Consider the following 14,184-nt stretch of genomic DNA (forward strand, 5'->3'; position numbering starts at 1 on the left):
AAGCTGTTAGCAACATCAGATGTTTTTGTTAAGCTTATTCTTACTCAGTCTGACTGTCTTATCAATTAAACGGACTCTTATGGATTTTGTGGAATAGCAACAATCTCCAAATTGTCTCCGCCAAATAAGATCAAGAAGGCTTCAACCTGCTCAATCTTATAAGCCTGCCTAAGAGACTTGGCATACAAGGCCATCTGATCCTGATAGCGGTCAATCATCTGCGTAGCAGTCTTGTAGTAATCCGTCTTATAATCGAACAAAATGATACGGTCGTCAAACAAGAGATAACCATCAATAATCCCACGAATGACAAAGGATTCCCTACTAGCTAAATCATCTGTCAATATGGCGAACGGCGCTTCTCGATGAAGCTTGTCTTGATGCTTAAGAATCTGTTGACCAAGATCAGTTTTGAAGAAGGCTTCGATCTTATCTAAAGGTAATTTCCCCACCAACTCTGTTTGGTCAGTCATATCAAGCAAGGTCTGCTTAATGGACTCTTGATCAAGCCCACCTTTCAAGTCCAGACGTTGCATGAGGTTGTGCAGGGCTGAACCCACTTCTGCTGGAGATAAGTTTTTTTGCTCTGAAAAGTCTGGTAGAGCAAAGGTCACAGGCGCCTTAGATACCTGGGACTGACTAATGAGTGCAATATCTGCCTGTTCTTGGTCAATTAATTTGGCCTTTTTAAGCTGACTAGGTGTTCTTAAACTTGGTAGCTCAATACCAGCTTTATGAAGGTCATTATATTCCTGAACTTGTTTAAGATTATCCAGAGCCTTGGTAATGTCATTTGATTGGCGATTATCTGTCACATCCATCACATCAAGCGAAGGAGAAACATCAGGGTTTTGAATGGTCCCTGAAGTATAAACAAGGTCGATAGCCTGTGCAAATGCCTGAGGATAGGTTTCTGCCAAAGCTAAAAGCCATACTTGGAATGATCGCATTTTTTCCCTGCGTCCTAGGGCTAGTACGTTTTCTTCCGCATCGTCCGTCTGATGCTCCTCTATCTCATGGGCAGTCCCTACGAGATAGAGTTTCTTAACCGCACGTGTCATAGCAACATAAAGCAGGCGCATTCGCTCGGATAGACTGGCTCTGAGAACTGCTTCCTTGTTTGTCTGAAAAGGCAAGGTTTCTATGTTAACCTTAAGCGGCAGGCTAGATGCATGCGATAGACTGTCATCCTCTGATAAGTCTGCCTGATAAATAATCCCTACGCCAGTCTCTTTCTGGGCAATCACTTTGGCATGCGAGGTCTCTTTGAGGTTAAACTGCTGATCCATGTTTAAAACAAAAACATAATCAAACTCCAATCCCTTACTTTTGTGGATGGTCATCAAGCGAACGGCATTTTTAGGAAGGGCGTGGGCAACATCAGCTAGGTCATGCTCCTGATCCAGGATATGGTCAATCATTGCCACAAAGCGGTTGAGGCCGCGAAAACCTGACTGTTCATACTGGTTGGCTCTTAGGGCTAAGCTATACAAGTTAGTTTGGCGCTGTAAACCATTTGGTAGGGCACCGACATAGTCCACATAAAAGCGATCATTGTAAATTTTCCAAATTAATTCGTGAATCAAATGAGTCTTAGAAAATCGTCTCCAAGAGGTTAAATAATCCAAAAATTGAGTGATTTTATGCGCTAATGTGTCTGTGATTAGCTCACCATGATGGCCACTTTTTTTGTCAGCCAAGAGAAGCTTGTCATAGAAATTCATCAAGCTTTGCTTCTGGTCTTGGACAGCAATGCGAGCCAAATCATCTTCATCAAATGAAAACATGGGAGACTTCATCAAGGAAACCAAGGCATAATCATTCAAGGGATTATTAATGGTTCGGAGCGTTTCCAGCATGATCATGACTTCGGTTGATTTGAGGTAATTCATGACCCCATCATCAGCAACCAAGGGAATCCCAGCCTCTGAAAAACGTTTTAAAATAGCAATATTCCGTGTTCGAGAAGGGACTAAGAGGGCAATGTTTGAAAAATCAAAAACACCATCTGCTTTAGCTCGCAAGGCCTTGATTTCATTGATAACCAAGTCAACCTGACCTTGAGAGACTTCTTCTTGTGCCTCGATCTCCTCTTCTTCAAGTTGGGTCTTCCCTTCTTGCTGGTCATCATAGAGTAAAAAAGTCGTTTTGTAGTCTGGAGTCGCTACCTGTTTTTTGGGATTTCCTGCAATCAATTCTTGCGATTTGTCGTAGGCAATATCTCCCAAATCTTGGTCCATCAGATGACTGAACACGACGTTGACACTCTCCACCACTTCTTTGTGACTGCGGAAGTTTTCTTTTAAGACAATGAGTTTACCTGCTTGAGGATCATTTTTGAAGAGGTTGAATTTTCCAGTAAAAATAGTCGGATCAGCCTGACGGAAACGGTAAATCGACTGCTTGACGTCACCCACCATAAAGCGGTTTTGACCATTTGAAAGCAAGTCTAATAGCCGCTCTTGAATGGGGCTGTTGTCCTGATATTCATCAACCATGACTTCAGCATAATGATTCTGAAAGCCCTGTCTAAGTTTCTCGTTTTCAGACAAAATACGGATAGCAGCATGAGCAATATCTGAAAATTCTAAGCTGGATTCACTGATTTTTAAAGCCAAATAACGGTCTGCGAAATCTCCCAAAAAACACTGTAAGACTTCTAAAAGAGGGAGGGCTTTAGGCTGTTCTTGATAAACGACTGAAATCATAGCATAGAGCTGGTGATACTCTGTTAATTTTGGAAAACGACTCTCCCACTCTTTTTTGGTAAACCAGTTGTCAAAATGCCTGTGCAAGGATTCTTCTAGTTGAAAGAAAGTCTTTTCGAAGTCTACCTCAGTCAAATGCTCAAGTTGCTCAGACATTGCTAATAACATCTCATCAATTTGGTAAAAGAGGTTATCAAATTGCCTTTTCATAATGTCCAAATCACTGGCTCTGACATCATCAATAGTCAAATTAGAGAAACGATAATGATCCAAAAACGTGTCCAGTTGGTATTTTTTCAAGTGCGTACTGGCAATACCAATCTTGTCCATCTCTGCTACGAATCTAGCTAATGCTTTTTGTTCAATCAAGTTAATCAGAGGAGCTGCTTGATTGGCTAACGCTTGGACCTGACTAGATATTTTATCTAGTTTTCCTGTTTTAGTTGTTGTTGCTGGACGATGGCAAAGAGCTAGGAGATTCTCTTTGGCTGATTGCAGTTCACCTGCACTAGCTTGGGTTTGATCCACAGTTATATTAGCATAGCCTACTAGTAATTCTGCCAAATCAGCAAAGTCACTCTTTTTACCAAATACTGTTGCTTTGAAAGCAAACTCTGACATCAAGCGATTAAGCGAGCCAAAGTCCTTTTGACTAAGTGCTTGAAGCAAGTGCTTGTGTTGGGATTGGTAGTGGTATCTAGCCTGTTCCAGTTCTCCCTTTAGTTTTTCCAATGCCTGCTCTGGATAATAAGAAGTTGCCCTATAAGCTGCTTGGTTGATAAAATCGTCTGCCAACCATTTTTGAGGATCATCCGTTGCTTGCATAAAGGTGTACAACTGATAGACCACATCACGGAAGGAACGGTTCGTCTTTGCTCGTCCTGTAAAATTACGCACTAAATCATTGAAAGTGCCAGCCTTATCCTTGTCTAAGCGATAGGCTTCAAAGAGCTCGCTAAACACCTTATCCTTCAACAAAGACTGTTCTGTCTCATCTTGTAAAATACGAAAACTTGGCGAAATACCAACTAAGTAGCCATAGCGTGTGACGAGTTTTTGGGTAAAAGCATCCATGGTCCCGATGTCAGCTGTCTGAACATTCGCTAACTGTAAAGACAAATGAGCTTGACTATCTGCATCCTCTGCACGAGCTAGAGCTTGGCTTAATTTTTTCTCCAAACGCTCTTTTAGTTCGGTCGCGGCCTTGACTGTAAAGGTTGAGATAAAGAGCTGGTCTACACCAACGCCACGTTCAATCATGTCAACAATACGTTCAACCATAACAAATGTTTTACCTGAGCCCGCTGAGGCTGAGACCAGCATGTTTTGACCATGACTATAAATAGCTTGAATTTGTTCTGGTGTGCGTCGCTGTTGTCCTTCAGGCAGCTGGTTTTCGGCTTCGATTAAGCTGTCAATATCAACATCTGTTAAATAGGGTTTAAACATGGCGGTCTCCTTTCTCTGATTGATTTTTTTCATGAATTTTCTCCAGTAATAGCTGACGTTTTTGCCCTGGACTAGCCTTAAGTTTTTCTAAGAAACGAGCTTGTCCTAAATGTAAGTCAGCTTCAAATCCCGTCAAGGCAGTCAGTTGCTCACCAGCAACTGATTTCCCATCTTGACTATATGGATTGATAGCAAAATGACCTTTTAAAATGGTTTCAGCAGCTTCTTGATATTGAGATTTCAAGTAGGTAAGGAGCTGGTCGAGTTCCTCTTCATTATAGACAACAACCTGCTTGTTGCGACTGAATTTGTAGTCATCCTCTGGTAAATAAGTCAGAAATTCTTCTCGGAAAAGACCGTCATAGCGCAGATCTTCCTTGAGTTTTTGAGGAATTTTTCCAAATTCGCTAATATCTTTAAGCGCTAAACTAGGCTCCTGCATCTGTAGATACATGGCTCCAAAGTAATCCAAGTGATCAAAAAGAGGCTGTCCTTCCTTGTCTTTTCCTTCTTTCAAAGCTAAAAGATAGGTCATTAACTGTGGACTCAAACCATTGTAGAATTTTTCCAATTGGAACCGCTGGTGACTGGATTTGTAATCAACAACCCCATAAGCCAAATCTTCTGATCCTGACTGTAATGTATCCACACGGTCAATGAAACCAGCAACTTCTATCGGACGATCTAAACGCGTTTCGCTAGCTTCTAAAAGAAGCTTAAAGGCTGCTTCTTGACGACTAACTTGGATGTCCTGCATGTCTTCAAATAAACTTCCCGTCGCCTTGGCGATACTTTCCAATAATTCGCGGGAATAAAGACTCTCTTGATTTTCCTCGTAGAGCGCCTGAAAGGCCTTATCTTGCTTGGTTTCTGCTAAAGCTTGCTCTAACTTTTCTTTGAAAGTCAAGGTCTCATGGTTAGACAGCGCACGCTCAAATACCTTGTGAAGAAAATTCCCATGACTTCTGGCATCTGGATGAATAGAATCCTGTTCACGAAGACCAAGGATTTTCTCAACAAAATACAGATACTGATTATTGTAAAAACGTGTTAGTGACGACGCTGATAAAGGCAAGGAGGCATCTGCTGGGAAGAGAACATCCAAGACCTCCTGTGATAGGGGTTTACTGGTCAACTCTTTTGAAATCTGGTCAATCGCAATACCTTTATCCGATAATTCCTTACGAATCACGCGCCCCAAAACACGCCAGTAGGTCACTTCCTCCTGACTCAATTTATCCAAAAATTGAGAGCGATTGAGGCTGATGAGACGAGCCAAGACCTCCTTGTAAGAGCCCAAATCATCAGGCGCTATCTGACCCATGTCTTTTTGTTTTGGTGTTAGGGGGAATCCTAAGTCCTCAACTAGTGTGGTCATATAGGGCGACATGAGTTCTTGCCCTTCTCCTAGCAACTGGGGATAAGATAGAACCAAGGCTTTGTCAGCAGCATTCAAGAGAGAGAGAGCTACAAAATGATTTTTCTTAAGATTATCACCAGTAACAATGTCGAGACGGCCTTCTCCATTAGCGCTCTCATTAATCAGTTGACGCTCTTCATCTGATAAGAGACTTGTATTTTGTGAAACCTTTGGAAATGAGGATTGCCCCAGTCCAATAGCATAAACATAAGGAGCTGAATGCGGTTCAATCAAGTCATAAGAACGCACATTGACCACATTAACCGTCGCTGGAACGGTACGATAATCTGTTGAAGCCATACCATTTGCTAAGAGGGAAATCAGCTCTTGCATGCTGAGGGACTCACCTGCAAAGGCCAGTTTTGCTTGTTCTAACAAACTTGTAAAAGCTTTCCAAACTTGCTCGTGCTTCTCAACAGCTTCTGGATTAGCTCCTACAGTTAAGGATTGAAAATTCTTGGTTAAAGAGCATTTGTCAAAGAAAGCTAATAAGGCTTGCAACAGTTCATCAATAGAACCATCTGTGTTTAGCTTCATTAAAGGGTCGATTACGTTCTGAAGCATCTGATTAAGTTTTTCTAAATCATACTTTTCAAGCTCTTGTTTTTGACCTCGCTCATCTGTCCATGTTCGGCTGATATTATGTTTAAAAGGCTTTGTGAATTGGCCAGCATTGATGTCTGCAAATTGGCAATATTGTTCAAAAACATCTAAATCGTGCTCCTTAAAGTGACCAAAGAGTCCTGTTTTTAAGAGATTGATAACATCTTCCCGTTGGAAATAATAATGCAGGACTCGTTCAAGACTCATCATAAAAGCTGATAACGGATGGTTAACCATGGACTCAGCCCGTCCCCAGTAAAAAGGGATTTCAAATTGCGTCAACAAACGTTCGACTGGCAGTTTATAAGATTTTTCATCCCCTAAAAGAAGGGTAAAGTCTTTATAGTCCGCTCCTTCTTCACGAATTTTACGGCGAATGTCTTTGGCAACCGCTTCAATTTCAACCTTTTGATTGGTAGCTTCCCAAATTTGCAAAGCCTCTTTATCATCATCAGTCCATTCAACAGTGGCTTCTTGTGGTGAAAAATCATGACTAGCTTCAAAGGCTACTGACACTTTGGAAAAGGTTGTTTCCTCTTGAGTTTCAGCAACCAGTTCCTCAACTTTGACACCATATCGGCTAGCTAATTCCCTTAAAAAAGAAACACTGGCTTCATAGATATTTCCCGATAACAACTGAGCATGATAAGCGCGTTTCGTCGCATAAGCAGCAATGAGAACCTGCTCTGCCTTCTGATTTAAAAGATCAACTAAGCGCTCTTCCTCTTCTGAAAAACGGGTAAAGCCATCGATAATGAACACCGTATCTTTCAATTGTAAGTCTAGCTTATTTTCAGACAAAGCACGCATGAAAAATTGTAACTTACTCTCTCCACTCAACTGCTCTGAACTGATAGCTTCCATAAAATGGCTTAAGATGATCTTCAACTCTGCCACTTTATCAAGGGCATCTGTTTTTGAAATGAGGACATCAAAATCAGCTAGGGTCAGCTGACTTTTAGCTAATTCTTTATACAAAGTAAGGACTTGCTCAATAAAACCAGGATCTTTTTTCAAACGTCCAAAGACTGGTAGAGAGTGATCAGACAACTGATTCAAGATACGGTAAAGAAGCATGCTTAGACCAGCATCATTCAGGTTGGCACTTTCTCCCCTCTTTGGTAGCATAAAATAATTTGGCAATTGCCCAAAGCGCGTTACAATCATCTGAAAAGTCGCATGATTAGGGAGATATTCCAAAACACGACGCTCCTTCTCAAAGGAAAGAGAGTTTGGTGCTATGTAAAAAACACGCTTACCTTGCAGAAGAAACTCTTCTGCTTCTCGCGTCAATAAATCCGTCAAAGAATTAGTTGGATTAGTAAAAAATAACCTCATAAAAACACCTAAAAAACAAGATACTAAGGACGACTTAAAGCGGAAGAAAAATAGGAGGTTGACGCAGTGGGCTCGCACACCAGTCAAGCTATCTTTTTTCAAAAGCTTTACGCCCGAGTTCAATTAACAAGATACTAAGCCCGAAAAACGGGAAAGTGAAAAAAGGAAAGCTTACGAAGATGCCAAGCAGCTAGGAAGCTTTATCTTTTTCACACAGCCGTTAGGGCGAGTTCAATTAACAAGATACTAAGGGCGACCTAAAGCGGAAGAAAAATAGGAGGTTGACGCAGTGGGCTCGCACACCAGTCAAGCTATCTTTTTTCAAAAGCTTTACGCCCGAGTTCAATTAACAAGATACTAAACCCAAAAAACGGGAAAGTGAAAAAAAGGAAAGCTTACAAAGATGCCAAGCAGCTAGGAAGCTTTATCTTTTTCACACAGCCGTTAGGCAATCTTAATGGACTAAAAATACGATACCTTTCTTTTACAAAAGGTCCAAGACTATCTACTTCATTATAACAAATTTAAAGATTTCCATTGATTAGGAAAGCTATTTCAAGAGACTTTTGGTACAATTAAGTTATCAGATAAGTTTAGAGGATAATAAAATGAAAATAGATGATCTTAGAAAAAGTAGCAATATTGATGACCGCCGTGGCCAGCAATCTTATGGTAGCTCACGAGCAGGTGGTATGGGAGGAGGTGCTCTGCTCTCTATTCTTTTTTCAAGAGGCTCATGGAAAATGAAACTCTTCATGATTATCATTCTTCTCATGTTTGGTGGTGGAGGTGCCCTATCGGGGATTTTCACAGGTGGTACCAGCCAATCCTACCAATCCAATCAAATCACTCAGAAAAAAAATACCAATGTCAGTGATGCAGATGCTGAGTTTGTCAGTAAGGTCTTAGGATCAACAGAAGACTACTGGAATAAACAGTTTAAAGAAGAAGGAATGGGAGATTACACAGAACCAGAACTTGTCTTTTATTCTGGTCAAACCACGACTGCTTGCGGTGTTGGTCAAGCAGCTTCGGGCCCCTTCTACTGTCCTGCTGATGAGAAAATTTATTTAGACCTAAGTTTCTATGATGAATTATCTAACCGATACGGCGCTAAAGGTGATTTTGCCCTAGCCTATGTTATCGCCCATGAAGTCGGACATCACGTCCAAAATGAATTAGGAACAATGGCAGAATATACCAAAGCTCGTCGAGGAAAATCAGAGGCTGAAGCCAATCAACTCAATGTGCGCTTAGAGTTACAAGCTGACTACTATGCCGGTGCCTGGGCTAACTATGTTAAAGATGAAGGTCTTCTCGAAAAAGGTGATGTTCAAGAAGCCATGCAGGCTGCCCATGCTGTAGGGGATGATACGCTTCAAGAAGAAGCCTATGGTCGAGTAGTTCCAGATAGCTTCACACACGGGACGTCTGAACAGCGCCAACGCTGGTTTGACAAAGGTTATCAATACGGTGATATCAGCCATGGAACAACCTTCCAAGGATCCTACAATGATTTGTAATTACCAAAAAAAAACCTAGCCATTTGGTTAGGTTTTTTAGTATTGTCAAACAATAACTATATTTTCTAATTATTTTCTTTCTATCTTTCAGCCTTAAGGCTGATGTTAGAAAGGCCTTATCTTGTTATGATAAATAAAAATAAGGAAGGTCGTAGAGGTTCCAATATGCCAAAATTAAACCCGTCATTATCCAACAAACAATGGATTCAAATCGTTAGCCTATTAGGTTTAATCATCTCGATAATCGTCTTCTACTATATCAAAACGCAGAGTCATATTTTTGCAGTAGGTGGTCCCTTCCAAAGCTTCATCACTCGTTTAGGCATTTTGGGACCTTTGATATTTATTCTTCTCCAAATCATTCAAGTCATCTATCCTATTATCCCAGGAGGTATGACTTGCGTTGTTGGACATGCTATTTTTGGACCATTCTACGGATTTATCTATAACTTCATTGGTATTTTTTCAGGATCGCTACTTAGTTTTTATCTGGCCAGACAGTACGGTGAAAGCTTCGCTAAATCCTTTGTTTCCGAGCAAACCTATGATAAATACATGACAAAATTAGACAAGGGACGTGGTTTTGACATTTTCCTCATAACTGCCTTTGTTTTGCCTGGTTTTCCTGATGACTTTCTCTGTATGGTGGCAGGACTCAGTAAAATGTCCTTTAAAAAATTCTGCTGGATTACCCTTCTCTCCAAACCAGCAACCCTCTATCTCTACACCTTAATCACATATCAAAGCCTTGTCTTTCTCAATCAAAGTTTTCTATAAAAAAACACTGGTTCAAATTCTGTACTGACCCCAAAAAGTTGGACAACTCATTATTGAAAGGATTTAGTTCTGTATTGGACAGGACTAAGTCCTTTTAGTTTTACTTTAATGCGTTTGTTGTTGTAGTAATAAATATAGTCTATAATAGCTTCTTCAAGCTCGTCAAGGGATTGATAAGATGTCTCGAGTCCATAAAACATTTCAGATTTGAGAATGCCAAAGAAAGATTCCATCATGCCATTATCTGGACTATTTCCCTTGCGGGACATAGATGGCAGAATGCCTTTAGACTCTAAAAAATCATGGTAGGACTGGTGTTGGTATTGCCAACCCTGGTCACTATGAAGAATAGTTCCACTGTATGAATCTGCTGGAAATGCCTTATCCAGCATGGTCTGAACCTGTTTCAAGTTAGGAGATCGAGACAGAGTGAAATCAATAATCTCGCTGTTATAGCCGTCAAGAACAGGTGATAAGTAGAGTTTTCCTTCAGGTAAGGCAAACTCCGTCACATCGGTATAACACTTCTCGCAAGGCTTAGAGCCCTCGAATTGACGTTTAATTAGATTATCAGCCTTCTTACCAACTCCACCTTTGTAAGAAGAATACTTGCGCTTACGACGAATGCGGGCTGCTAGGCCCATGACTGTCATGAGACGTTGAACTTTCTTATGATTGACCACAAATCCACGATTTCTGAGTTCTAAATAAATTCGACGATAGCCGTAATTACCTTTATGTTCATCATAAATGGCTTGAATTTCAGTCTTAATTGCTTTGTTCTTGTCGAGTTTATCCAGTTGCTTGACTTGATAATAATAGGTGGAGCGAGGCATTTTAGCTGTCGCAAGTAGGAGGTCTAGTCGGAATCCTTCTTGGACCATGTCTCTAATTGTTTCTGCCGTTCGCGCGCTAGAGCTTCGTCCCTTAAACGAAGTTCTCTCAACTTTTTTAGAAAGGCCACCTCAGTTCGGAGACGTTCATTTTCCTCTTGAAGGCGTTCTAATTCCGTCATTTCATCCCAGGTTTTATTGCGTTTACGTCCCATCTTGCTCGGTCTCCCTCTTGGTTTTTCAAGAATAGTATAACCGTTTTTCTTGTATTGCGCTATCCAATTTGGAAGTATTCCTCGATTTGGCAAGGCATAATCAAGAGAAACTGAGAGTTGAGAACAACCATGAATCAAGACTTTATCTATTATTTCCTCCTTTAATTCGGGAGAATAATACCGATTGTTACCTTTTTCAACGACTTCTACGCCATACCGATCCATGAGGTTCATCATGTATGTGAGATTAGAAATATTAACATCATATTGTTGGCTAATCCAAGGCCACGACATTCCGTTCTTTCTCAGCTCATAGATTTCTAGTTTATCTTTATAACTTAACTTCATAGGAAAAGCACCCCAATCGTTAGATTTTGTGTCTAACTTTTGGGGTGCAGTTCATTCATGAACCAGTGTTTTTATAATCAATGAATTAGCTTTTAAACAAGCCCATAACATGCAATATGTTGATACCCCAAAGCCTCATGATGAGTTTTTGAGGTCTGAGCCTGGAAATCAAAAAGTAAAGAGTATCTCAGTTTATTCAAAACCTATCGTTTTCTAAGCAGCTGTTTTGCGAATAACTTTAGTAATAAGATAAACCAAAGCTGTTATAGCAAGGCTAGCCAATAAAAGGATAAGTAATGTATCAGCTCTTAAGGCTTGTGTTCCTAAAATATCATTGAAGAAAGGTAAATAAATCGCCATAACTTGCATGATAAGACTGAAACATAAAGCTAGTATCAGCAACTTATTTTGGAATAGTGAGCGATCTAACCCAAAACCTTTCTGACGCCTTACGTTAAAGATATGAGCTAATTGAGCTATGGTCATGAACGTAAATGTCGCCGTTTGAGCATAGGCTAAAGATTCACCTGACATAATATGGAGATAATAAAAGAGTCCAAATGCAGTGATACCGATAGCGATACCACTAAAAATAATTGTTGATAAAAACTTAACATTAACCAGACCACTTTTAGCATCTCTAGGCGGTCTTTGCATCACATCTTCTTCTGCTGTTTCATAGGCCAAAGCGATAGCAGGCCCTACATCAATGAGTAAGTTTAACCATAAAATATGCAAGGGTTGAATCGGCATTGGCAATAAGAAAATAATCGTAAATAAAATGGCACTTATCTCAACCATATTACAAGCAAATAGGAAAGAAACATATTTTTTAATATTTTCAAAAATAATCCTTCCTTCTCTAACAGCGTCCACGATCGTTGAGAAGCGATCATCTGTTAAGATCATATCAGAAGCTTCCTTGGCTACTTCAGTACCACGAATTCCCATAGCGACACCGATATTAGAACCATTCAAGGCTGGGGCATCATTAACACCATCCCCTGTCATGGCAACAATCTCACCATGCGCTTGTAAAGCTTCGACTAATTGTAATTTATTTTCTGGTGAAACCCTAGCAAATACTGCCGTATCATGAACACGTTCAATAAACCCATCTTGATCATGTTCTTGATCAATCTCTGCACCAGTCATGGTATTTTCCCAATGATCAATCCCAATGTCCTTAGCAATCATCGAAGCTGTCTTTGGATGGTCTCCTGTAATCATCTTAATCCTTATGCCAGCTTCCTGCGTTTGTTGGATTGATTTTGCGACATCCTTTCGAGGTGGATCTACAATCCCAAATAAGCTTTCGATTTCTAGCTTTTGGCTATGCTTAGCTAGCCAGTCTGGCATATTTTGCTCAATTGAGGAACGGTCTTCTTCTGAGACAAAAGTACTAGCCAAAGCCAGAGAGCGCATGCCCTTTTCAGCTATTTCGTCAATATTATTCTGCCAAAAAGTATTAGTTTCTTCATCAGCTTTTATGAGTGACAACAAAACATCTGGTGCACCTTTTAAGATAAATTGTGTGCGCTTGTCTGGCCATTGATAACAAACTGCCATGTATTTGTTTTCAGAATCAAAAGGGATTTCATTAACTTTTTCAAAGCCGTACTGACTAAGCTTTTCTGGTGTCAATTTCCCCTTATAGCCGAGGACTTTTAAAGCTCCATCGGTTGGATCACCTTTTATGCTATATTCTCCCTCATCGTCATCAGATGCTTCTAACCGAGCATTACTAGATAAAAAGGCATTGAGAAGAATAGCTTTTAATTGACTCTCTTCAGAAACTTCCCTACTATCAAAGGAGTTTATAAATGTTTCATCAATATCAATATCATAAGCTTGGTTCCCCTTACTTATCTCTCCTTCTGGTACATATCCTGAACCTGATACCTTGTAATCATCGCCAGTTTTGGAACTAATAACCTCTACCATCATCTGATTTTCTGTGAGAGTACCAGTTTTATCACTAGCAATAACCGAAGTTGAGCCTAGAGTTTCCACTGCTGATAAGGTCTTGACTAAAGCTTGATGAGTAGCCATGGTCTTCATCCCATTTGAGAGGGTAATCGTTTGCACCGCTGGCATGGCTTCTGGAATAGCTGCGACTGCTAGGATAATAGCAATATGCAATATATCGGTTAATGCTTGACCATTAATCAAGCCGATAACAACTACTAGAACAGCCGCTACAATAGCTAGTAAAATCAGAGATTTCCCCAACTTAGAAATTTCTTTATCCAGTGGGGTATTGCTGTCCTGCTTGCCTGACATCATATCTGAGATTTTACCAACCTCTGTATCCATCCCTGTACCGGTCACAAGAGCTAGTCCTTGCCCTCTGGTTACTGAGGTTCCTGAAAAGACCATGTTGAGACGATCACCTACTGGTACTTCTTCTTCAAAAATAGCTGCGGCATCTTTATCAACCGCCTCAGATTCACCTGTTAAGGCTGACTCAATAACAGCTAAATTATTGGCTTTAATCAGCCGACCATCAGCAGCGATGGCATCACCTGTATTGAGAATCATCACATCTCCTGGAACCAACTCAGAAGATTCAATGTCACTTTCCACACCCTCACGTAAAACAGTGACGTGTGTAGTGACCATCTTTTGCAGGGCATCAACTGATTTTTGCGCCTTTAGCTCTACAAAAAAACCTGTTAATATCGAAATTAGCAGGGCTAGGAAAACCGCAATTCCTTCTATCCATTCACCCATCATAAAGGAAAGAATCATGGCAAAGCCCAATAAATAAACAATAATATTATTGAGGTTTTCTAGTAATATCTCAAATGGAGACTTGCTATCGTTTTCCTCTAGGATATTCTCGCCATACTGGTCACGCTGATGTCTGACCTGATCCTTGGTCAAGCCACTCTCAACATCTACCTCATAGCTTTGAATAATATCGTCTAACTTTTTTTGGTAATTCTTCTCCATATACGCCTTCTTTCT

At 40.4% G+C, this 14,184-nt stretch carries 6 protein-coding genes; 2 read left to right on the plus strand and 4 right to left on the minus strand.

The annotated features are described in order from the left end of the window. Window positions 1–77 precede the first annotated feature (77 nt). Together addA and rexB are read right to left on the minus strand one after the other, a co-directional pair. Window positions 78–4,157, minus strand: a complete 4,080-nt coding sequence (gene addA / locus C0J00_RS06685) for a helicase-exonuclease AddAB subunit AddA (RefSeq protein ID WP_104968140.1) — start codon at window positions 4,155–4,157, stop codon at window positions 78–80. Further along, window positions 4,150–7,518: an ATP-dependent nuclease subunit B gene (rexB, locus tag C0J00_RS06690; RefSeq protein WP_104968141.1), complete on the minus strand. Its 3,369-nt coding sequence runs from the start codon at window positions 7,516–7,518 to the stop codon at window positions 4,150–4,152. Before rexB ends, addA begins: the two co-directional genes overlap by 8 nt. Before the next feature lie 608 nt (window positions 7,519–8,126). On the opposite strand from rexB, the gene ypfJ reads away from it, so the two are divergent. Both ypfJ and C0J00_RS06700 read left to right on the plus strand, forming a co-directional pair. Beyond that, window positions 8,127–9,041 carry a KPN_02809 family neutral zinc metallopeptidase gene (ypfJ, locus tag C0J00_RS06695; RefSeq protein ID WP_104968142.1) on the plus strand — a complete coding sequence of 305 codons (915 nt, stop codon included), beginning with the start codon at window positions 8,127–8,129 and terminating at the stop codon, window positions 9,039–9,041. Window positions 9,042–9,206: 165 nt separating this feature from the next. Then, the gene (locus C0J00_RS06700) at window positions 9,207–9,818 is read left to right on the plus strand and encodes a TVP38/TMEM64 family protein (RefSeq protein WP_104968143.1); all 612 of its coding nucleotides are present in this window, start codon (window positions 9,207–9,209) and stop codon (window positions 9,816–9,818) included. A gap of 50 nt (window positions 9,819–9,868) precedes the next feature. On the opposite strand, the gene C0J00_RS06705 is transcribed toward C0J00_RS06700, so the two are convergent. Then, window positions 9,869–11,214 (minus strand): IS3 family transposase gene (locus tag C0J00_RS06705; RefSeq protein ID WP_199773958.1). Its coding sequence is split into 2 segments (ribosomal slippage): window positions 9,869–10,773 and window positions 10,773–11,214, totalling 1,347 coding nucleotides; the frame shifts between segments, so codons are not numbered across the junction. Window positions 11,215–11,427: 213 nt separating this feature from the next. Further along, entirely contained in the window at window positions 11,428–14,169 is a 2,742-nt protein-coding gene (locus C0J00_RS06710; protein WP_104968144.1) for a cation-translocating P-type ATPase, read from the minus strand. Window positions 14,170–14,184 lie beyond the last annotated feature (15 nt).

Origin of the sequence: Streptococcus pluranimalium, from assembly GCF_002953735.1 — a bacterium.
Classification (GTDB): Bacteria; Bacillota; Bacilli; order Lactobacillales; family Streptococcaceae; genus Streptococcus; species Streptococcus pluranimalium.

Coding starts and splice junctions, on each gene's coding strand:
- C0J00_RS06710 (WP_104968144.1), bottom strand. CDS start 14,169: ATGGAGAAGAATTACCAAAAAAAGTTAGACGATATTATTCAAAGCTAT.
- C0J00_RS06700 (WP_104968143.1), top strand. CDS start 9,207: ATGCCAAAATTAAACCCGTCATTATCCAACAAACAATGGATTCAAATC.
- rexB (WP_104968141.1), bottom strand. CDS start 7,518: ATGAGGTTATTTTTTACTAATCCAACTAATTCTTTGACGGATTTATTG.
- addA (WP_104968140.1), bottom strand. CDS start 4,157: ATGTTTAAACCCTATTTAACAGATGTTGATATTGACAGCTTAATCGAA.
- ypfJ (WP_104968142.1), top strand. CDS start 8,127: ATGAAAATAGATGATCTTAGAAAAAGTAGCAATATTGATGACCGCCGT.